The organism is Candidatus Bathyarchaeia archaeon, assembly GCA_041447175.1.
Taxonomy (GTDB): Archaea; Thermoproteota; Bathyarchaeia; order Bathyarchaeales; family Bathycorpusculaceae; genus JADGNF01.
This window is the reverse complement of sequence record CP166960.1, coordinates 2,086,848-2,106,983: the sequence shown is the minus strand read 5'-3', so window position 1 is coordinate 2,106,983 and position 20,136 is coordinate 2,086,848. Positions and strand designations below refer to the sequence as shown.

Sequence of the window (20,136 nt, the reverse complement as noted above, 5' to 3'; positions counted from 1 at the left end):
TTGTTTCTCTTTTCTGAGTTTTAGTTAAGGGGTTCAATGGGTATTATGTAGGGGAATTTGGCGTCAAAGTTCACCATAACTTCCACTCCATAAACAGTTCTTATCGTTTCAGGGCTCAAAACGTTCTGTGCTTCCCCAGCCGCAAAAACTTTGCCGTTTTTCATCATCACAATTTTGTCGCAGAATCTGGATGCAAGGTTAAGGTCATGAATTGCCACGGCAGCAGCAAGCTTTCCTTTGGTAACCAGCTTTCGGGTTAGGTACATGACTTCTAGTTGGTGTTTGATGTCTAAGTTGCTGGTGGGCTCGTCAAGCAGAAGAACTTTGGCTTCTTGGGCTATTGACCTGGCGATGAGGACTCTTTGTTGTTCACCCCCGCTTAACTCATAAAAATCGCGCATTGCAAGGTTTTCGATGTTGAGCATTTTGAGGGCTTCCCAAACTTTGGCGTTATCTTTTTCGCTACTTTGCCAGGTGATGTGAGGTCTTCTGCCCATCAGGACAATCTCAAAAACTGGTAGCGCTGTTGGGTTGCTGTTGGTGCTTTGGGGTACGTAGCCTATGTGTTTGGCGACTTCCATGCGGCTCATTTTTTTTGCTTCTTGAGTGTCAAGGATTATTTTGCCTTGTTTGGGTTCTAAAATTTTGTTTATGCATTTGAGTAGGGTGGTTTTTCCTGAACCGTTGGGGCCTATCATGCCCAAGACTTCGGATTCGTCGATTTGCATGGAGACTTGTGAGAGTGTGGGGGTGCTTCGGTAGTTGAATGTAACGTCTTGGACTGTTATTTTCATGATTGCGCCTCTGCTTGTGGCTCTGTCCTAGAAGCGTAAGAGGGTATTTTAGTGTTACTTTTCCGTTTTTAAGTAACACAAGGTATAAGTATTACTTTTTTAGTAACCCGTAACACGGGATTGGAATGAACAGAAACCTCGTAATTGGCCTTATTCTCGCAATAATCATAGGGGCTTCCCTCGTAATCGGTTACGGCAACAACTGGTTCACCCAACCAGAGACACCCACACCTGAGGTATCCCCGACCCCCACGGCAACTGCCCCACCCTCACCACAAACCTCAGCTTCACCACAAGCAACACCCACCCCCCAACAAACCTCCACACCGCAGACTTCAACCCCAACACCAACGTCAACCGCCACACCAACTGCCACCTCAACCTCCACATCTTCTCCCTCCGCCACCCCCAAGCCAACCGCAACAGCTACCCCCCAAACCACACCTCAAGCAACCCCCACAGTGCAGCCAACCACCACCCCTCAACCAACGCCAACCCCAACACCTGAGCTCTCGATGGATTTGGTGTTGGAGGTTTACGGAAATGCTAACATGGACGCAGCAGTGGACGAAGAAGACCTCACTTACCTAACGAGCATAATCAGCGGCTCATCTTCTGCTACTCAGTTTGCAGACGCAAACAACGATGGAAAAGTTGATGCAGCAGACAAAGACCAAGTTGTTGCCCTCATAAACGGCACTGCTTCTTACATTGTTCTGCTGGACGGCAACGGTAAACTCATAACGGTTTCGCTTCCCGCAAACCGTATCGTGGTCGAATACATTCAGAACGCCGAAATGATGCGCGTTCTTGACCTAGAAGACGAAGTCGTCGGCGTTGACTTCTGCGTTGATGTCCTCAGAGAATACTACTTCCCAGACAACCCCAACATAGTCTCAGTTGGGCAAATGTACACCCCCGACTATGAAGCAGTTCTCAACTTGGACCCCGATGTGCTGTTGACTTTCTCCAGTGCCACCGAAGAAAAAGCTGAAAAGCTGCCTGGTGTTGACGTAGTCTTCCTGGGGCTATACTACCCTAACGTGACCAACCCTGAGGACTCCAGTTTCATGCAAGGCATCCTCAAAGCTGGCTACATCTTTGACAGGGTTCCCCAAGCCACAGAATATGCAAGTTGGCTGCTCAATTTGACCGACACCATCCGCGCTAAAACCAGCACCCTAACCTCGGACCAACAGCAAACCGTCTTGTTAACTAACTACCCCTATACGGCTTCAGCGACCGTAAAAGCCTACGCGACAATTGACACTCTTGGACAAGTCTGCATCTTATCAGGCGGAGCAAACATCGCTCAGTCAATGCCCACCTACCTTAACGCGTCTTCGGTAAACGTTGATGCGGAGTGGATACTCTCACAAGACCCTGACTACATTTTCTTGCACACAGTTCGATACACCTTCAGCGGCTTAACCAACGCTGACCCCGCTCAGGGCTACGATGTAAGCGACACCTCAAGCATAAGCCAATGCCTCCAAGAATACATCTCCCAGCCGATGTTTGCCAACCTTAAAGCCGTCAAGAACGGGCACGTATACATCATCGCAGGTGACTTCCGAAACAACGCCATGGGCGGCGTTTTAGGAGCAGTTTACCTGACCAACGTGCTCTACCCTGACTTACTGACGGACTTTAACCCACAAGCCATACACCAAGAATACATCACTCACTTCATGCGGCTAGATTACAACCTCGACGAAGAAGGCGTCTTCCTGTATCCGGGCATCACCATCAACGGTGACATCGTCGGCATACCCAACGGCTCCACATAAACCTCTCTTTTTCTTTTTAGGTCTAAACTAACTGGCTAAGTGATGTGCTATGGCAGAGGCAGCAAATTGGGTCGAGTTGCGGCAGCAAATGATGATAGATACACGCCGCACCGCATGTTGTGCTCCAAGTTACTGGGAGAAATGCGCCAACGGCTTTAACGAAAAAGTATCATCCCTCAAGGACTTAACCGAGAAACAACTACGCAGACTGCCGCTATCGCCCGAATACACCGTTCTTGATGTCGGCGCAGGCACAGGGCGAATAACAATACCTGTCGCAAAAAGGGTCAAGCAAGTCACGGCTTTAGAGCCTGCTGGAAACATGCTTGCCCTTCTGAAGGCAAACGCCCAAAAAGCCAACTTAACCAATCTGCGTTTCATCCAGCGGTCTTTGGAGGATTTACGCGTCGGCGATGACGTTCAACCCCACGACGTGGTTATTGCCTCTTTTTCCCTGTTCATGGTTAACCTTGAAAAGGAACTGGTAAAGCTGGATGCTCTTGCCACAAAACGCGTCTACCTTTTCCTGTCCGCTTCTGAGTGGATGGACCGTGAAATTCAAAACTTAGTCTACAGTGACTCAGTTTCTGTGAAGTCGGACTATATCTACGTTTACAACATTCTGCATGACTTGGGCATACTTGCTAATGTGGAGGTTTGGGATTACCAGTCAATGCAGAACTTTCGCAGTTTAGACGATGCAGCCGAAAAATACGCTGAACAGTACCATATAAACCCCAGCAAAAATTCGGCTCTAAAAGCGTATCTGCGCAGAATTTTAATAGTAGACAACGGAAAACTTTGGCTGAACCGAAAAAGGAAGACCGCAACGATATGGTGGACCAAACCCCAGTAGATGCGGCTCAAAGTAAAGCCGCACTCAGCACGGAGGAAAGTGAAAAAAGAAAATACCGAAAGCTAGTAGCAAAACGTGTTCTTTTTTTGGTTACCTGTGCCGTCCTGCTGTTTGTGGTTGCCGGCGTTTCGTTGGCTTTGGGTTCCGCTTCCTTTTCGTTTTTTGAGGCTTACGCCGCAATTTTTGCTAGAGCCTTTCCGAACTGGATTCAGGTCAGCCCGTTGGCTGACACGGTTGTGTGGACCCTCCGGTTACCCCGCATTCTTTTAGCAATTCTAGCAGGCGCTACATTAGCCATGTCTGGTTCCACAACGCAGGCAATTCTAAGAAACCCTCTTGCCACCCCCTACACCTTAGGTGTCTCTGCAGGTGCAGCCTTGGGCGCCGCTGTCGCCATTATCTTGGGCAGCGGCTTAACTGAAGGTCCTCTCCTGATAATCACTAACGCCTTTTTATTCTCCATGATTCCTGTCGCAGTCATTTTGCTGCTGGTTAAGCGTAGAGGTCCCTCGCCTGAAACCATAATCTTGGCGGGCATAGCCATACTGTACATTTTCCAAGCATGCACCATCATACTGCAGTATTTTGCTGAATCCAACGCCGTCAGCGCCACTGTCTTTTGGACGGTTGGTGACCTTTCCCGAGCGGCTTGGTGGCAGCTACCCTACCTCTTAGGCGCACTGGTCATATGCTTTGCAATTAACATGCGTTTATCTTGGGACCTTAACCTCATGAAGATGGGCGACGACACCGCAAAAAGTCTCGGCGTAGAAGTAAACCGCGTTAGACGAATCACCTTAATTGCGGCATGCCTCTCCACAGCAACGGTGGTCAGCTTCACGGGCGCCATCGGCTTTGTGGGTCTGGTTGCCCCGCACATTTGCCGTGCAATCATCGGTGGAGACGAGCGTTTCCTGATTGTTTCCTCAACCCTTTTTGGGGCGGTTCTGCTGTTGTTTGCCGACATTTTAGCTAGGCGACTGCTTGCTCCCGTGGTGCTTCCTGTGGGGGCTATCACGGCATTTCTAGGCGGACCCCTGCTGCTGTACTTGCTGATCCGACGAAAAGTAAACCACTAACCTTCCCCTAACATTTATTTTGCTCCTGCCTGCTTGGTGTTCACCCGTTTTAAGGAAATGCCTTTTTGTTTATCGTAGCCGTTTTGTTTTGCGTTTTTTTGTTTAATTTTTATATACATCGTAAGCTATCAGAATACAGAGGATCTCATGGCTCTCGACGAGACGGCAACTATCATCATCACTGTTCTAGTGGCGATAATCGTCGTTCTCGCCTGTGCACTTGTCATTTACGCCATGCGTAAACGCGCCAAACCCGTCGTGGCCGCCGCTGCCACAGCTTCTGCCAAAGAACCCGAACTCGAAACGCTTCTCTCGGCGCCTTCGTTTGCTTCCTCTTCTCCGTTTCGCGTTACTAAAAGCGTCCAAGCAACTCAGGCAGTGCATGCCAAAGACGAACTGCGCATCCTTGATTTAGAACGTGAAATCTTGGGTGATGCAATTCGGCGATTGTACGAAGCGCATGCGGAGGGCAAAATTACTGAGGCCGAGCGGGAACGCTTGGCTGGCAGCTACAAATCCCGCATGATGTCGGTTAAAAACTCCATAGCCAAAGACGAAACCATCGTTGCACTGCACGAGTTGGAAAGCATGCAGCAGGACCTCATGAAGCTTTTCAGCGAACGCTTTGGTGAGTTGACGGGTAAAGTGGAGGAGCTGCGTGGACGCATAGACATCAAACCCGTTGTTAGAGAAGTTAAAGTTCCCATGCCTAAACCGCAAGTTCCTGTGGTTCCCGACCAGATGGAGAAAGATGACGAAGAAGCCGAAGAGTCAGCCGAACCTGAGCCTGAAAAAGAAAAACCCAAACGACCCCGCAAACCTCCACAGGAACGGCAAAAATCCGAAGCGGAACAGCGCATTGACGCCATTCGAAACCAGATTGATGAGGTCATGAATAAACTTGGGCAAATGGAGATTGAATCATAATGCAAGTTTCCCCTGATGTTGAAAAACGTAACGCCGCCTACGCCGCAGTGGAGCACGTCAAAGACGGCATGGTTGTGGGTTTAGGAAGTGGAACCACCGCCGCTTACGCCATCCTCGCGTTGGGTGAGCGCCGCCAACACGAAAGCCTCCAAATTCTGGGTGTTCCTAGCAGCTACCAAGCCTTCCAGTTAGCCGTCCAAACAGGCATCCCCATAACTACACTTGAAGAGCACCCACTTGTTGACGTAAACATTGACGGCGCCGACCAAATTGACCCCCAACTGAACCTGATTAAAGGCATGGGCGCCGCGCTTGTGCGCGAAAAAATCGTCGCTGCCTCATCCCGACACAACATCTTTGTAGCCGACCAAAAAAAGAAAGTGCATGTGCTGGGCGAAGGCAACCACCTTGTACCTATTGAGGTTGTGCCGTTTGCTGTGGCACTGGTACGTGACCGCATTCAGAAGCTGGGCGGAATCCCCCTGTTGCGGGAAACCAAAGGCAAGCTTGGACCCGTGATTTCTGATAACGGCAACATTATCATGGATGCCACCTTCGGCGACATAGCCACTCCCGCGGAGTTGGAGCAGCGGCTCAAAATGATTCCGGGCGTGGTTGAAACGGGGCTGTTTTTGGGTTTAACTGACATCGTTTACTTGGGCGCTGGGTCTAAGGTGGAGAAGCTGGAGCGAAAAAGAAACTAGCTCACTAAGAGCCCAATTTTTTAGTTGCGCACCCGTTTTATTCTGCATTGCTTTTTTTGTGCCCGTAGGTACGCCTGCTGTAGGGCGAGACTTTGTGGAAGAATTAAAAAGCTTTATCTCAAACCATGCAGAATAACCTTAAGACTGGCTGCAAAGGCACCTCAAACAGAGGTGTGCCGGGGTAGCCTAGCCTGGCTAGGGCGCCAGACTCATAATCTGGAGACAAAAGGGCCAAACGCCCATTGCCAGAGGTCGCGGGCTCGAATCCCGCCCCCGGCACCAAAACCAATTTTTGGCAAATGGCACTTTAAGGTTGTAGTTTTTGTTTTAGGTTCACTGCAAACGCCTCTGCGTTTTTGAGGTCTTTTGCGTCGGGTCTGCCCTTGTTCATGCCGCCAAACACCTTAAGAAAGCTGTTTGTGTTAAACCCGTGGCAGTTAAACTCATCAACAATCTGGTAACCCTTCGCCTGCAGTTTCTCCCTAAGCTCCGTATGGATTTTCTGCTTGTACTTGGGGTTTGAAACGCCGCTGGTTGAAAAAATGAATGCCTTCTTGCCATCCACCTGCGGAAGCCTATCTGCGAAGTCGAGCAGTTCCTTGTAGTGTTTTCCGCTGTCTATCCCCGCGCCAAACCCCGCCACCTCATAATCCCCCAGTTCAGTTGGGTTTGTTTGCTGTGGCGTTTTGAGTTCTGCCCCAAGAACCTTTGCAAAGACCTCGGCGATTTTTTGGGTGTTCAGGTGATGATACGAATACACAACGATTAACGATTTCAAGCCAAACCAACCTTCCCGTAATCGTGCTCTACCGTAATAACTACGTTTCCCTTTTTTTGTCCGCTCTCCACGTAGTGGTGTGCCTCGACAATATCCTCCAACCGAAAACTTTTGCCTATGACTGTTTTTATCGTTCCTGCTGCAAGCAGGTCTTGGAGATAAATCAAATCTTCCGGCTTTGCGTCCGATGCTCCAAATATTACCTTCTTGCCGCCGCCCCTTATCGAGGTCCAACGCCCTCGAAGCATATCTGACAGACTTGGGTTTGCCAAAAGATACCGTCCATTGGGCTTGAGCGATTTGACACTGCCCGAAAAGGGGCTCTTGCCCACTACATCAAGGACGGCATCGTAGGTTTCACCGTTTTTAGTAAAGTCCTCTCTGGCGTAGTCAATAACGTGGGCTGCCCCGAGGGAGCGTATCATGTCAAGTTTTTCTGCGCGATCAACACCCGTAACTTCTGCGCCACAGTAGCGGGCAAGCTGCACCGCAAAGGTGCCTATGCTTCCGCCTGCCCCCACAATCAGCACTTTCTGCCCCGACTGGATGTTTCCTTTCCTGAGAAAATGGAGCGCTTCAAGCCCGCCTAACGGCAAGGCTGCAGCTTCCTGAAAGGTTACGTTGGCTGGTTTTATCGCCAGGTTCCCTTCTTGAGGTTTTACAGGTAAGCAAACGTATTGGGCGTCGGCGCCGAAACTGAAACCCGTGGTTCCAAAAACTTGGTCGCCCTTCCGAAACCGTTCCACATCATTGCCCACTGCTTCAACTTCCCCCGCTACCTCTTGCCCCAAAATTTTCTTCCTTGGCTTTCTAATTCCCAGCCACAACTGCAAAGAAACCCGGAGCCAAAATGGCAACTTTAAACTCCGAATTTCGCATTCCCCCGCCGTCACCGTCGTCGCATGTACCTTTATCAGAACTTCGTTGTCTTTTGGAGTAGGCTTGTCTACTTCTTGCAGTTGCAGAACCTCTGGGGCGCCATATTTTGTCCATATGATTGCTTTCAAAGGTATTCCCATAATAGCTGAGTGTGTCACTGTCTTTCCTTTCGTGTGCACAGTTATAATATTTTTGAATCTAAAGATAGCTTGCTTACACGGAAGAACCTGCCCGTTTGCATGCGAAACCAAACCCGCCGTGAAGTCAGCTACTCCCGATAGCCCTTTTTCCTCTACGTTTTTCGGTTCTAGTTTTTTTGGTGTTGCTTCGGAAACCGCAGAAAGGTAGACCCCTCTATAGGTTCTGCATAGAATTGTTATTTGGATGCTAATAGGCGGCAAATAGGTTCGTTTTTGTTACTGTGCTTTTTAAGGTTGTCTTTATTGGGTAGAAGCCGCATATCACCCTAAGGATGAATCTTTATGGTGCAAAGTTTTGATTGGCAGCCCATCTTTCTTGAATGCAAAACAAAAGTCGCCGCCAACTTGCAGCCGTTGCTTAAAACTCTTAAGGACCCGCAGCCTGACTTGGGCAGGGGCGCGGGTGGAGACCAGATGAAGCTGGTGGATTTGGCGGCGGAAAAAGCCCTCGTGGATGTTCTTCTGCGGCATGATGTGTCGTTTACGTTGGTGAGTGAGGAGTCAGGCATAAAAACCTACGGTAATCAACCTAACGACTGCTACGTCACAGTTGACCCCATTGACGGAACCACCAACCTAACCCGCGGGCTGCCCTTCTACTGCTCCTCCATAGCCGTCTCCCAAAAACCCTTACTCTCCGACGTTTACGCCGCCATGGTGACGGACCTGCGTCACGGCGACGCCTACATCGCCGCCAAGGGCAAGGGCGCCTTTTGTAACAACGAAAAAATCACAACCTCCACCGTCACTTCCCTTACAGAAGCCCTCATTGGCTTAGACTTGAACACCTACAAAGCCAAAGAAGTGGCACCTCAACTGTCGGAGCTAATTCAGGAAACCAGGCATATCCGGCATTTCGGCGCCAACGCGTTGGAACTCTGCTTTGTTGCAGCAGGCTTAACCGACGCGTTTGTGGACATCCGCGGGAAACTGCGGACAACCGATGTGGCTGCTGGCTTTTTGATTCTTCAGGAGGCAGGCGGTTTGCTCTCAGCGCCCAACGGGGAAGCATTTGATGTCCCGTTAGACCCAAGGCAGACGTTAAAGTTTGTGGCGTCAGGCAACTCCGCAATTCACCAGTCCATCCTGCAGCTGCTTAAGCCAAAGTAGGCAAAACGATGTTTACTCTCTTGATGCCTCACCCTGCAGCCTTGGTGAAAACAGCCGCCAAACGCACCCTGATTATCGCTGACCCGCATTTGGGGTGGGAGATGGCGCTTCAAGAGAAAGGCATCTACGTGCCAAGCCAGATGCCGCGGCTTCTTGAAAAACTCCTTGTGCTGCTCTCAGAGTTTAAGCCTGATGGTCTGCTGGTTTTGGGAGACGTAAAATACACCGTGACTGCCAATGAGCCTGGCGAGTGGCATGACATACCTGACTTTTTTGATGAACTTTACGGGAAAGTGAAAGAAATCGGCATCATCCGGGGCAACCACGACGCCAACCTTGAACCCATGCTTCCCCAAGGCGTAATCATGCATCCCGCAACTGGCTTAGTTGAGGGCGACGTGGGTATGTTTCATGGACACAAATGGCCTTCCCCCCTGTTGTTGCAGTGCAAAACGCTTTTCATGGGGCATCTACATCCGGTGGTGGTTTTCCATGACCCTGCAGGAGTGAAGTTGACGCGGCAAATCTGGTTAAAAGCCAACTGCAACACCGAATTTTTTGCGCGACTTCTACTGCAGAAAAACGGCGTGAAACTCCAAGGCACCGCTGCTGAAACTGTGAAGAAGCATTACGGTTTTGAGCCTCAAACCAAACAGTTGTTTGTTATGCCCAGTTTTAATGACTTTTTAGGTGGCAGACCTATAAACGAAGCATACCACAAGAGAGGCGTTGAAGGCGAGGCGTTGGTTGGTCCTGTTCTGCGTTCCAAAGCGGTGGATGTAGAAAACTCGGAGGCGTATCTCTTGGACGGGACTTATCTGGGAACATACAGCCAGCTTACGCGTTTTTAACTCAGGTCATGTTGGAGGGCATCGTATTGGTCTGTTTGAATTATCATGTTTTCCTCTTCTTTGACCCGAAGTTTTTGTTCCACGGGAAGAGTCACTGTGAACGTGGTTCCTTTGCCCAATGTGCTTTCTACGCTGATTCTGCCCCCGTGGGCGTCAACAATGCGTTTACATATGGCTAACCCAAAACCCATACCCTGCGCTTTTGTGGTGAACAGCGGCATGAAGATTTTGGCTTTGTTCTGCTCCGTCATGCCTGAGCCTGTGTCAGAAAAACTAAACTCCACTTCTTCCCCGACATGGCGGCTTCTTATCTCCAGTGTCCCCCCTTCAGGCATGGCGTCAATTGCGTTTTTTATGAGGTTTATGAACACTCTCTCAATTTTGTTGCAGTCCACCCAAATTATGGGGTTATCTTGGGTGCGGTCCTGTATTTTTATGTGTGACGGAATTTGAACCATTAACAGTATGTAGTCAAGAAGCGATTTAGGTGTGGCTTCTTCGATTTCTAAACTTATCTCTTTGGAGTATTCAAGCAGGTTACCTATAATCTTGTTAGCATGCGCAACTGAATTGTTAATTACCTTAAACATTTCTTTGGTCTTTGCATCCATTGAGGGACCTTGTTTTCTGTCCAGATAATAAACAGCGTTTTTTATGGCGGTTAATGGGTTGCGCAAGTCATGCCCAACCATGCCCGCCAACTCGCCGATGGCTGCAAACCTTTCAGCCTTCAAAAGGCGGTCATTAATGTTGGATAACTCTTCAGTTCGGGCGGCAATGGTGAATTCTAACCCTTCAGAGTACTCTTCCAGCTTTTTCTCGTTCTGTTTTTGTTCCGTGACGTTTTCAAAGACCGCCGCGAAGTAGCCTTTTTTAAGACAGTACGCTGTAATTGAAAGCCAAATTTTTAACGGTTTGAAATAAATCACAAATTTCTCTGTTTTTCCCGTGAAGGCTACCCTGCCATAGGTTGCGAACAGTTCAGGATGGGCTTCTTTTATGCCTTTGATTACTTCAGTGACTCTTTTTCCTGTAACCTCAGCTTTTTTAAGTCCCGTTATCTGCTCAAACGCGTCGTTGACTTCGAGGTATTCAAAGTCTTCCACTTCACCATTTTCGTCCGTGATGATTTTGCAGTATGCAAAGCCGTTTAGCATATTTTGAAAAAGCGAGTGATATTTTTCTTCGCTTTCCTCGAGTGATTGGGCATCTTTTTTGCGTTGACTGATGTCTCTTATTTTCATAATTATTTTGGTTATGCCATCGCAGTCCACAAAAGTGCTGGCGAAAATCTCCGCGTAAAAGGGGACTTCTTTGCCTTTAACTTCCAGCTCGATTCTTGTATTGTTTGTTCGGTCTGGTCCTTTGAATGCTGCTGTTAGCTGCTCCTTGCTTACTCCTATATCTTCAATGGTTTTGGTTTTCAGCTCTTTTTCAGTTATACCCAGCATTTGCCGCGCGTTAAAGTTGGCTAAAAAAATGTTCCCCTCAAATGTCACCAACAACACCCCATCTGGGCTGACATCAAAAAGGCTACGGCACCGTGTCTCTTCCATATTGCAGTTCCCACTGTTGATTATCGCGTTTGGCTTGTTGGTTTTTGAACTGTTTTCCAGAGGAATCCGCCACACTAGTAACTTCTAACTCTCGATGACGTGTCGTAATATAAAATATTTGTGCATTTCAGCTAATCTTCGAGAGAACCAGTTTTTGTGGCGTTTTGTTTATTTTTTGGGGTAAACCTTATTGGAGCGGAAAACGCAATTGTTACTGGTGATTTGTAAATGTCCTCAGATGACGAATCTTTCCCTGAATGGACACGGCGCCGCAAAGCTCCCTTTGGTGGAGACCCCTTCTTTGGAGACATTGACCGTGTTTTTCGCGAAATGGAAAAAATGATGGAGCATGAATTCAAGGATTTCACCGAGAAAGTTCCCAAAGATTACGTTAAAGAACGCAAACTTCCTGATGGAAGCACTGTTAAAGAGTTTGGGCCGTTTGTTTACGGGTACAGCATGAAGATTGGGCCTGATGGTAAACCTGAATTTCAAGAGTTTGGCAACATAAAGAAATCCCAAAAAGGGCTCCCTCAGGTTAAGCAGGAACGTGAACCTCTGGTGGATGTTGTGGAAACCGGCAGCGAAGTCCGTGTGGTGGTGGAGCTTCCGGGCGTGGAGAAAACTGACATTAAACTGCATGGCACCGAGGATTCTGTGGAGATTACGGTGGATACGCCCCAATACAAGTACGGCAAGGAAGTTATGTTGCCCTCAAAAGTCCGCGTGCACGAAGCCAAATCCACTTACAAAAATGGCGTGTTAGAAATCGTTTTCCCAAAAGTGGAGAACTCTAAACCTAAAGGAACCCTCATAGACATCGGCTAACCGCCCTTTTTTCTTTCTGTTAACCTTCAGCGTGTGCCCTAAATGACTCAAACCGATAAACCCGACAAGCAAGAACCCAACGAAATCGACCGCTTAAACGCCATATGCAAACAGGCAAAAACCCAGGATAAACTCTCAGGCAAAAACCTCACCGAACTCTACGACCTTTTTGGGCAACGCTTCACCAAAGCCTTGGAGGCACTTAAGGAAAACCGCATCAAAAAATACCGCTTCAAACCCAGCAACCGCAGCGTCTGGATTGTAATTGGGCGCGAACGGGAATACCTTTTGATGCCTGAAGCCGAATTCTGCACCTGTGACGATTTTTATTTTCGGGTCTTAGACAAAAAAGCCCACCTTTGTTACCACTTGATTGCGCAGAAAATCGCCAAAAACCTTGGCTGGTACGAGGTTGTTGACGAGCGCGACGAGCTTTATGATTGTTTAATGAAAGAGTGGAAAACCCCAACCACGTAATCAGGCTTCTTCGATTACCCGCACGGCTTGAGGCTTAAAGGAAAGCCACACCTTCTGCCCTACCTCCAGATTTGCCTCCACAAACACGCTTTTAGTCATAACCGCCATTAAGGGTAGCCCCGCCTCAAACGTCACCGCCACGTGTGGTCCCTGGTCGGTGAAGTCCACAACATTTCCCTCCAAAATGTTCCACGCCGCCTTTTCCACTTCTGTGAGGTTTACGTTGATGTCTTCGGGGCGGATGGCAATACTGAACCTGTCGGTTGAGGGCTTTGTTAATGAACGCAAAACCATGTTCCCCACATGAACCAACTGTACACCGTTTTGTTGCTCTGCCCTTTGGGCGGGGAATATGTTTTCGTAACCCAAGAAACCTGCCACAAACCTGTTTTTGGGTTGAGCAAAGACGTCGCGGGTTTTGCCTATTTGCTCTATCTGCCCCGCCTTTATGATTGCCATGCGTTCGCCCAAGCTGAAGCCTTCCACTTGGTTATGGGTTACGTGTAGGATGGTTTTGCCGTCTTTGTGAATTTGCTTGAGGATGGCTTTAAGCTCCCGTGAAGATTCAGGGTCCAACCCCGTCAATGGTTCATCCAACAGGATGGTGGTGGGCTTCACCGCCAAAACCCGCGCGATGACGGTTTTCTGTTTTTCTCCTCCACTCAAAGTGGCTGGTGACCGATTTGCCAACGCTGCAATTCCAAGAGATTTTAGTGTGTCTTGGGCGATTTTGCTTCTCTGCGCCTGCGGGGTGCCTTGCATTTTTAGGCCAAACTCGACGTTTTGCTGCACGTTCAGGTGGGGAAATAGAGTGCAGTTTTGGGAGACGTAGCCTAAGCCTCGGTTTTCAGGCAGCTGACCCGTGATGTCGGCTCCGTTAAGGTGAACTTTGCCCGTGTCGGGTTTTTGGAAGCCCATGATGGTTTCCAGCAGCAAGGTTTTGCCTGACCCTGTGGGTCCTAAAATGATGCAGTATTCACCTTTTTCGACTGTTAGGTTGATGTTTTGAAGTTTGAATCCGCGCCATGTTTTTGTGATGTTTTCCAGTTTCAGTGCCACTTTTTTTCCTCCGCGTTACGGTATCAGCTTTTTTGATTTCAACACAGTTGCCCTAAACACCAGCAGAATCGTGATGGCAAGAATTATCAGTACCGCATTCACTGGAAGCGCCGCGTTTAACCCGTATGTGACGAAGGTGTCGTAGAGGTAGATGGGTGCGGTTTTGGGGAAGTACGCGATTATGGCTACGGCTCCGAATTCGCTGACGGCTCTTGCCCATGTCAGTAAGCACCCCGTTAGGATGCCCCGCCACGCCAGCGGTAAAGTAACATGCCTAAATACTTTGAACCGTGTTGCGCCTAAGCTGCGCCCGGTTTTTTCCATGTCGGGGCTTATGGAGGTGAAGGCTTCTTGGGCGCTGCGTATCATGAAGGGGGCGCTGACAAACGCCATAGCCGCCACGATGCCCCACACCGTGTCCACAAACCCTATGCCTAACTTGGCGAAGGCGGCTCCGATGGGGTAGCTTGGCGCCAGAATGGCAAACAGGGCGATGCCTGCGGTGTTGTGGGGCAAAAGTATGGGGATGTCGATTAAGGAGTCAAGGAGTTTTTTTCCGTGAAATTCCGTGTGGGTGAACAGGTAAGCAAATGGCACGCCCAGCAGCAACATGAAAGCTGTGGCTATGAAGGCGCAGTAAAAACTGGTCCATATTGCGCTAAGCGTTCTTTGGTCTGTTAAGGCTGCGGGGATGCCTGAAGCTGAACTTGTCAAGGTGCCTATTATTGGAACCATCAGAAACAGTATCATAATTACGCTTAAGATTAGGGATGCCGCGATGAAGAGGGACTTCTCTTTTATCCAACCCACACTTATCTCTCCGTCCACTACTGGAGGTTATCTGTGCTTTTTAAAAAAAGGTTAGGGTTCTGCAGCGACAAGTGACTGCAGGCTTGCTGGAACGTTCTCGATGTGGTCAGTGTATGCTGGAGTGTAGATAGGGTGGTAGCAGTTGTCAAAGTCGGTTTTTCCCTGTCCCGCCAAAACAAACTCTACAAATTTTTCTGCCCATTCCGGGTTTGGCGCATTGGTGGGTATGGTTAAGCCGTAGTAGATGTTTTCGCCCGTGCGGTCAAGGTTCACGGTAGCAAATCTTTGGTGGTCATAGACAACTTGGACGCGTTCATAGTTGCTTTGCTGTTGTGGCGAGCCCAAGTTGATTTCGTCAGGCAACGTTATGTAGCCAAAATCGTACTGTCTTGCGTTGCTCAGGTAAATGAATGAGTAGTCAAGGTACCCGGACTGAAGCAGAGCAATTAAGTCTATTTCGCTTGACCGCAAAGTGACTTTGTCGTTTTTCGGCTGCTGCGTGTCGGGAACGGTGATGGTGTAGCCGGTTCCGCTGGCGATGGAGTTTATCGGCGGGTTCATGTTATCGGTGATTAAGTCGTGAAACAGTGTGGGTTTGTTGTAGTAGTCTTGGGCGAGTTGAATGGTTGTTAAAGCGCGGTATCCCAGTGCAGCCAGTTGTGGGTTAGCAAACCCGAACTTCACATCGGGACGCGTGAGGATGGAGTACCAGTTGTCGGCGTTGATTTCGTCGGAGTATTTGCTGGTGTTGGTGTACGCAAGAACCATGGTGTTGGTTGCGAATCGGATGTAGTAAGTGCCGTAGCTCTGGTCGGTGCCTGAAATTTTGGTGGGGTACATCATGGTTGGAATCAGCGAGTAATCCGCTGCCATAACCACATCAAGTTCTTGATTTAACTCTGTGACGTGTCTGATTACTTGGATTGTTCCGTGCCCCTGAACCTGTAAATCCACGTTGGGGTATTCTTCCTCAAAGTCAGCTTCTACAATTGCCAGTGGATACTCGAGGCTGGTGGCGCAGTAAACTTTGAGCACTTGTTTGGGTTGTTGTTCTTCTGGGTTGTTGTTTAAAACAAAAAAGTAGGTGGAGGCAAGCAGGATCACTGCTATGATCACTGCCGCCGTCGCGTAGGTTTTTTTCATTTAGCTCAGTGTCCTGACTTTTAGCGTTGTTAGACTATTTCGATGGTTGTGACGAACTTGGAGTTCATGTTGCCTTGAGAGTAGAGTCCTTCGGATCCAACGTACATTGTCCGCAAGGGTCCTGCGCTTGAATCGATGCTGGTTCCGTTCACGTAGTATGCGACAAGCATGGTTATTTGCTGTGTAGGTGTAACAACTTCGCCCGCGGCGTTATACATGGCGACGCTTTCTCCACTTAGTTGTCCGTAGGTGTAGATGGATGCGTAGCCGTCTGAAGCAATTACTTTAACTGAATTTGCGCTGGTGACTCCGCCAACCAAGTCCAGCAGGTCCATGATGGGTATTCCAGTGTATTCGCCGAAGTTGCCAAGTATGGCTGCGTTGTTGCGGGTTCCGCCGTTTGCTGTGTAGCTTTCCATGGCGGCTATGTCATTAGCAAACAAGGTGACGCTTGTTCCGTTAGCTGCTTTCACCGTCAAAATCATGTCACGGTCCATGGGCATGATTTGGATTTGGGTCACGCATTTTAGCCGCTGTTTGCCTCCGCTTAAATCTGCCCCAGTGAGCCGTAAGGGTCCAGTGTCGCTTGCGAGTGCTTCCCCATTGTATTCGTTTGCTAAGAAGATGTTTGTGTTCATGTCGATTTGGCTGTCATTAAGCGCTAAAGTGGTGCCGTCGGATGCGATGACTTTGACGACGTAGCCGTCTGCGATTGCGTCGCTACTTATTGCACCGTTATCCACGCCCCATGTTACGATTTGGTAAAGTGGGGTTCCTGTGTAGACGCCGCCATTGTTGTCTGTCCATGTAACTTCATCTGTGGCGACTTGTGCCTCAAACTCTGTTTGGGCCATGGTGACTGCGGATGTGCCATTGACGGTTAGGTCGTAGGTTTGGGTTGGTGCTGTGGATGGGGAGGGTGTTGGGGTGGTTGTTGGAGCTGTTGTTGGTGCTGGGGTTGAGGTGTGTGCGGGTGTGGAAGTTGGGGTAGCAGTCGGTTTTGGAGTGGCAGTGGCTGCTGGGGATGGAGAAGCTGAGGTTTCGTCGAGCACTATCTGGATGTGGACCATGTTTTTGATCATTTGTTGTCCTGTCAAGTCTGGGCCTACGATGGTGAGTGGCCAGTATGGTTCCGAGAGGACTCCGCCGTTTATGGTGCTTGCAACTATGATGTCGTCGTTAAGGTAAACTTCGCTGTCGTCAAATGTTGTGGAGAATCCGTCGCCGGCTATGAGTTTAACTTGGTAGCCTTTGTTGAGGGTGTCGTTGCTGATGCCGCCGTTGTAGTTGTACCATGATACCCATCGCCACAGAGCTGTGCCTGCCCAGACGTTGCCGTTTTCGTCAGTCCAGCTGAGGGTGAAGTGGTTGTAGTCGGCTGTGAATGCTTGGCGGTCCATGTGGTAAGGTTCTGTGTCGCCTGTGGAGTCAACGGTTATGGACCAGTCTCTGACGTTGTTGGTGATTTCTATCTTGGAGACCATTTTTGTCCAGAAGTGTCCTTCAGTGAGTAAACCATCCGATCCTAAGACGCCGATTCTGAGGGGTCCTTCGTCGGAGGGTAAATCGGCGCCGTCCATGAAGTAGTTAGCTACCATGGTCATGGGTTGTGTGGCGTCTTTTTCGCTTCCTGTGACGGGGTCGTAGGTGGTGAAGCCTTCGCCGTGTGCTTGGTCATAGGTGTAAACCATGGAGTAGCCGTCGGATGCGGTGATGGTGAGTGTTTGGTCGCTGTTGATTCCGCCGACCATATCGCAGAGGGTTACAATGGGTACCCCTGTGTAGCTTCCTACGGCTGCGATGTATCCGCCGCTGCTTTTGTACCCGCCGTTGGCGGTGTAGGCTTCAAGCGCTGCGACGTCTTGTGCGTTTAAGACGACCTGTTCTCCAGTTGCGCCAATAACGGTTAGGGTCATGTCAGGTAGAACGACAGTTGGGCTAGGGTTGCTGGTGGGGTTAATGGTTGGGCTTGGGCTGGGCGAGGATTCTGGCTGCGAGAACACACCGCTTTGCCAGATTGCGACTGCTGCGACAACGATGACAATGATGGCAATTACGGCAATTACTTGAGTGTTGAATTTGCCTTTTGTTTGAGAACTCATTTTTAGATTTCGCTCCTTTATGGCGCAAAATCAGCGTTATGTATATAAAAGCATTTCGAGTTTTTGAAGAAAAAACCCCCAACAATTTTAACACTGCGGGCTTAGTGCGGCTGTTTCTTTTGCCTGTATTCGCTTGGGCGCATAACCATATAAACAAACCTGCCCAAACAGCATAAGGGGAACTCTATGCAGAACATAAACCTCCTATTTGTGCTTCAACCCCTCATAGTCACTGCCCTCAGCGTAGGTCTAATTCTGTACTGGCGGCTAAAACGCCGCTTCAAATGGATAATTCTGCTTTACACCGCCATAGCCTACGTCTTCGCTATTGCCCTAAAATATGTCCTGCAGTTCTTCACTGCCTCCGCGGTGGTTTCCAGTTTCGGAGCCCAAAGCGTTCCCGTCGGCGTATACTACGGTTTACAAACAATGCTTTTCGAGGTCGGCATCGCCTACGTCGTCGCATGGTATGCCACATCACGAAAACGGCTTGACGCCAGAGACGCCGAAGCCTACGGGTTGGGGTTATCCTTCTACGAAAACGGTGTCCTGTTAGGGGTGCTGCCCTTAATCAACTTGGTCTTCATCTACACCCTCTTGTCCTCAGACACGGCAATTGCCTCAACAATCTACACGCAGCTCGTAAACACACAGCCCACCCTGTTTTATCCCACTTCCGAAGCGCTGCCGCTGGTCGGCTATGGCGTGCTTGAACGCTTCTCCTCCCTCCTGATACATTTCGCGTGGGGCTACCTCTGCCTAATCGCCGCGGCATTTCACAAAAAACGCTATTTCCTGCTGGCGTTGCCCATGGGCTTTATCGACTTCTTTGTGCCCTTCGCCTCAACACTTACTTTGCCCGTGTTTGAAGCCTTAATCTTCGGGTTAGCCGTTGTCTCTGTTGCCGTTGCCTTTCTCTCAACAAGACGCCTGCCCAAATCAAGCCCTGCCGAAAACGAGTCTGCACAAAAAAGTAACTTAATCCGGTAGCGGTAGTGCGCCGCTAAAGTTAGCCATAGGAAAAGGGGGCAGGCAGGTGTCTATGTTCTCTGTTTTTTCTTGTCCCTTCCCACAGCGACCACAATGGCTGTGGCAAAGGCTAACACTGCCACCGAGGCAATGGCGGTTGGGAACTCGGGGATTTCTTCGTTCACTGCTGCGGCATTCCAGAAGTTGGTGTTCAATGTGAACTGGTTGTGCTCGTCTTTTAGGAATATGTTGGAGTAAATCACAAAGGTTTGCACGTCAATTACGTTGTTGGCAGTGTCAAAGGTCAGAATCCGCAAGCTTGCAGCTCCCATTTCACTGTCTTTTTCTTGACGGTTAAACACCAGCTCGTGCCTGTCCCCGACTCGGGTCTGCAGACCTGAATACGCCAACGGGTACACGTGGGCGCTTAAGGTTAGGAATACATTTTGGTGAGTTGCCAGAATGGTTTGTTTTAGGTTGGTTGCCCACGTTTCGTATCCGCCTGTGCGGTTAAGGTAGAAATGTGCACCCACGATGGCATGCGCATCTGGATACGCATCTAACACGTTGTTTGCCCACGCCAATGCTGCATCATCCGCGTTGTACTCCAAGTTCACAACCAAAAACTCCATCCCGTTATATGCAAAGTGAACTGCCGTGTTCTGGCCATCACCAAAATCTCCTATCCAGTACGGTTCTTGCGCAAAGTTTGCTGGATTAAACGCTGCGTACTGGTTGCCTATCCAGCAGGTTGCGTTGTAGTCGTGGTTGCCCGCGTTCCAAGTGTAGGGAATATTTGCATCCCAAAGTATACTCATGGACCTGTTTGCGCATTCCCACTGGGTAGTGTTGCCCTCGGTGTCCACTATGTCGCCAGTGTGAATTACCATTTGGACGTTGTATTTTTCTGCGTTGTTCACTATCCAATGGCACAAGCCCTCATAGTATGTTGGGTAGCTTTCAGTAAGGTACTGTGTGTCGGTAATCCAAATCACCGAGAAATTCCCCCCCGAAGTCGCGTTTATGGATGCATCCGCAACCATGGATGCGTCTGAAACCGCCTTAGCACAAACCGTGCTTGGCTGGCTGCTGAACTGAACCAACCCACAAAATACCGCAACTACAAAAAACACCGCAACAAACTTAACTTGAGCCCGTTTCTTCATTTTTTATCCTTCATTTGCGTTTACAGACTTATCAGTTACTGCGAAAGTCTTATTAAAC

Annotated in this window: 19 protein-coding genes and 1 tRNA gene; 11 read left to right on the top strand and 9 right to left on the bottom strand. The window is 49.3% G+C overall.

Features of this window, described 5'->3' with window-relative positions; genetic code table 11:
* Positions 1 to 20: 20 nt before the first annotated feature.
* Positions 21 to 794 (bottom strand): ABC transporter ATP-binding protein, encoded by a 774-nt coding sequence (locus tag ACBZ72_10905; protein ID XES76675.1) that lies wholly within the window; start codon positions 792 to 794, stop codon positions 21 to 23.
* 125 nt (positions 795 to 919) lie between these two features.
* On the opposite strand from ACBZ72_10905, the gene ACBZ72_10900 reads away from it, so the two are divergent.
* The 6 genes from ACBZ72_10900 to ACBZ72_10875 all read left to right on the top strand — a co-directional run bounded on the left by ACBZ72_10900 (position 920) and on the right by ACBZ72_10875 (position 6,432).
* Entirely contained in the window at positions 920 to 2,584 is a 1,665-nt protein-coding gene (locus ACBZ72_10900) for an ABC transporter substrate-binding protein (protein ID XES76674.1), read from the top strand.
* A 49-nt stretch (positions 2,585 to 2,633) separates the two neighbouring features.
* The gene (locus ACBZ72_10895; protein ID XES76673.1) at positions 2,634 to 3,440 is read left to right on the top strand and encodes a class I SAM-dependent methyltransferase; all 807 of its coding nucleotides are present in this window, start codon (positions 2,634 to 2,636) and stop codon (positions 3,438 to 3,440) included.
* Positions 3,386 to 4,519 (top strand): FecCD family ABC transporter permease, encoded by a 1,134-nt coding sequence (locus ACBZ72_10890; GenBank protein ID XES76672.1) that lies wholly within the window; start codon positions 3,386 to 3,388, stop codon positions 4,517 to 4,519. The genes ACBZ72_10895 and ACBZ72_10890 overlap by 55 nt, the downstream gene beginning before the upstream one ends.
* Positions 4,520 to 4,666: 147 nt before the next feature.
* A complete protein-coding gene (locus ACBZ72_10885; protein XES76671.1) occupies positions 4,667 to 5,446 on the top strand; it encodes a FeoB-associated Cys-rich membrane protein in 780 nt (259 codons plus the stop codon).
* On the top strand, positions 5,446 to 6,150 hold the full coding sequence (gene rpiA, locus ACBZ72_10880) for a ribose-5-phosphate isomerase RpiA (GenBank protein XES76670.1): 705 nt from the start codon (positions 5,446 to 5,448) through the stop codon (positions 6,148 to 6,150). The genes ACBZ72_10885 and rpiA overlap by 1 nt, the downstream gene beginning before the upstream one ends.
* A 175-nt stretch (positions 6,151 to 6,325) precedes the next feature.
* Positions 6,326 to 6,432, top strand: a tRNA-Met gene (locus ACBZ72_10875).
* A gap of 25 nt (positions 6,433 to 6,457) precedes the next feature.
* Here the strand turns inward: ACBZ72_10875 and ACBZ72_10870 are convergent.
* Together ACBZ72_10870 and ACBZ72_10865 are read right to left on the bottom strand one after the other, a co-directional pair.
* A complete protein-coding gene (locus ACBZ72_10870) occupies positions 6,458 to 6,928 on the bottom strand; it encodes a flavodoxin family protein (GenBank protein ID XES76669.1) in 471 nt (156 codons plus the stop codon).
* Positions 6,925 to 7,935 (bottom strand): NAD(P)-dependent alcohol dehydrogenase, encoded by a 1,011-nt coding sequence (locus ACBZ72_10865; protein ID XES76668.1) that lies wholly within the window; start codon positions 7,933 to 7,935, stop codon positions 6,925 to 6,927. Before ACBZ72_10865 ends, ACBZ72_10870 begins: the two co-directional genes overlap by 4 nt.
* Before the next feature lie 354 nt (positions 7,936 to 8,289).
* On the opposite strand from ACBZ72_10865, the gene ACBZ72_10860 reads away from it, so the two are divergent.
* Together ACBZ72_10860 and ACBZ72_10855 are read left to right on the top strand one after the other, a co-directional pair.
* On the top strand, positions 8,290 to 9,117 hold the full coding sequence (locus ACBZ72_10860; protein ID XES76667.1) for an inositol monophosphatase family protein: 828 nt from the start codon (positions 8,290 to 8,292) through the stop codon (positions 9,115 to 9,117).
* Positions 9,118 to 9,140: 23 nt separating this feature from the next.
* The gene (locus ACBZ72_10855) at positions 9,141 to 9,968 is read left to right on the top strand and encodes a metallophosphoesterase (protein ID XES78681.1); all 828 of its coding nucleotides are present in this window, start codon (positions 9,141 to 9,143) and stop codon (positions 9,966 to 9,968) included.
* Here the strand turns inward: ACBZ72_10855 and ACBZ72_10850 are convergent.
* A complete protein-coding gene (locus ACBZ72_10850; GenBank protein XES76666.1) occupies positions 9,965 to 11,524 on the bottom strand; it encodes an ATP-binding protein in 1,560 nt (519 codons plus the stop codon). The genes ACBZ72_10855 and ACBZ72_10850 overlap by 4 nt on opposite strands.
* Positions 11,525 to 11,752: 228 nt before the next feature.
* Here ACBZ72_10850 and hsp20 point away from each other — a divergent pair, with 228 nt between their 5' ends.
* Both hsp20 and ACBZ72_10840 read left to right on the top strand, forming a co-directional pair.
* Entirely contained in the window at positions 11,753 to 12,352 is a 600-nt protein-coding gene (gene hsp20 / locus ACBZ72_10845; protein XES76665.1) for an archaeal heat shock protein Hsp20, read from the top strand.
* Between the two features lie 42 nt (positions 12,353 to 12,394).
* Positions 12,395 to 12,829: a hypothetical protein gene (locus ACBZ72_10840; GenBank protein XES76664.1), complete on the top strand. Its 435-nt coding sequence runs from the start codon at positions 12,395 to 12,397 to the stop codon at positions 12,827 to 12,829.
* Here ACBZ72_10840 and ACBZ72_10835 read toward each other — a convergent pair whose 3' ends face one another.
* The 4 genes from ACBZ72_10835 to ACBZ72_10820 are packed head-to-tail and all read right to left on the bottom strand — an operon-like array spanning position 12,830 to position 17,943.
* The gene (locus ACBZ72_10835) at positions 12,830 to 13,888 is read right to left on the bottom strand and encodes an ABC transporter ATP-binding protein (protein ID XES76663.1); all 1,059 of its coding nucleotides are present in this window, start codon (positions 13,886 to 13,888) and stop codon (positions 12,830 to 12,832) included.
* Between the two features lie 15 nt (positions 13,889 to 13,903).
* Positions 13,904 to 14,698 carry an ABC transporter permease gene (locus ACBZ72_10830; GenBank protein XES76662.1) on the bottom strand — a complete coding sequence of 265 codons (795 nt, stop codon included), beginning with the start codon at positions 14,696 to 14,698 and terminating at the stop codon, positions 13,904 to 13,906.
* Positions 14,699 to 14,749: 51 nt separating this feature from the next.
* The gene (gene wtpA / locus ACBZ72_10825) at positions 14,750 to 15,841 is read right to left on the bottom strand and encodes a tungstate ABC transporter substrate-binding protein WtpA (protein XES76661.1); all 1,092 of its coding nucleotides are present in this window, start codon (positions 15,839 to 15,841) and stop codon (positions 14,750 to 14,752) included.
* Positions 15,842 to 15,870: 29 nt separating this feature from the next.
* Positions 15,871 to 17,943 (bottom strand): hypothetical protein, encoded by a 2,073-nt coding sequence (locus tag ACBZ72_10820; protein XES76660.1) that lies wholly within the window; start codon positions 17,941 to 17,943, stop codon positions 15,871 to 15,873.
* 186 nt (positions 17,944 to 18,129) lie between these two features.
* Between ACBZ72_10820 and ACBZ72_10815 the strand changes: the two genes are divergently transcribed.
* Entirely contained in the window at positions 18,130 to 18,933 is an 804-nt protein-coding gene (locus tag ACBZ72_10815; GenBank protein ID XES76659.1) for a YhfC family glutamic-type intramembrane protease, read from the top strand.
* A gap of 50 nt (positions 18,934 to 18,983) precedes the next feature.
* Here the strand turns inward: ACBZ72_10815 and ACBZ72_10810 are convergent, their stop codons facing one another.
* Complete coding sequence (locus ACBZ72_10810) at positions 18,984 to 20,078, bottom strand: metallophosphoesterase (GenBank protein ID XES76658.1); 1,095 nt, start codon at positions 20,076 to 20,078, stop codon at positions 18,984 to 18,986.
* Positions 20,079 to 20,136 lie beyond the last annotated feature (58 nt).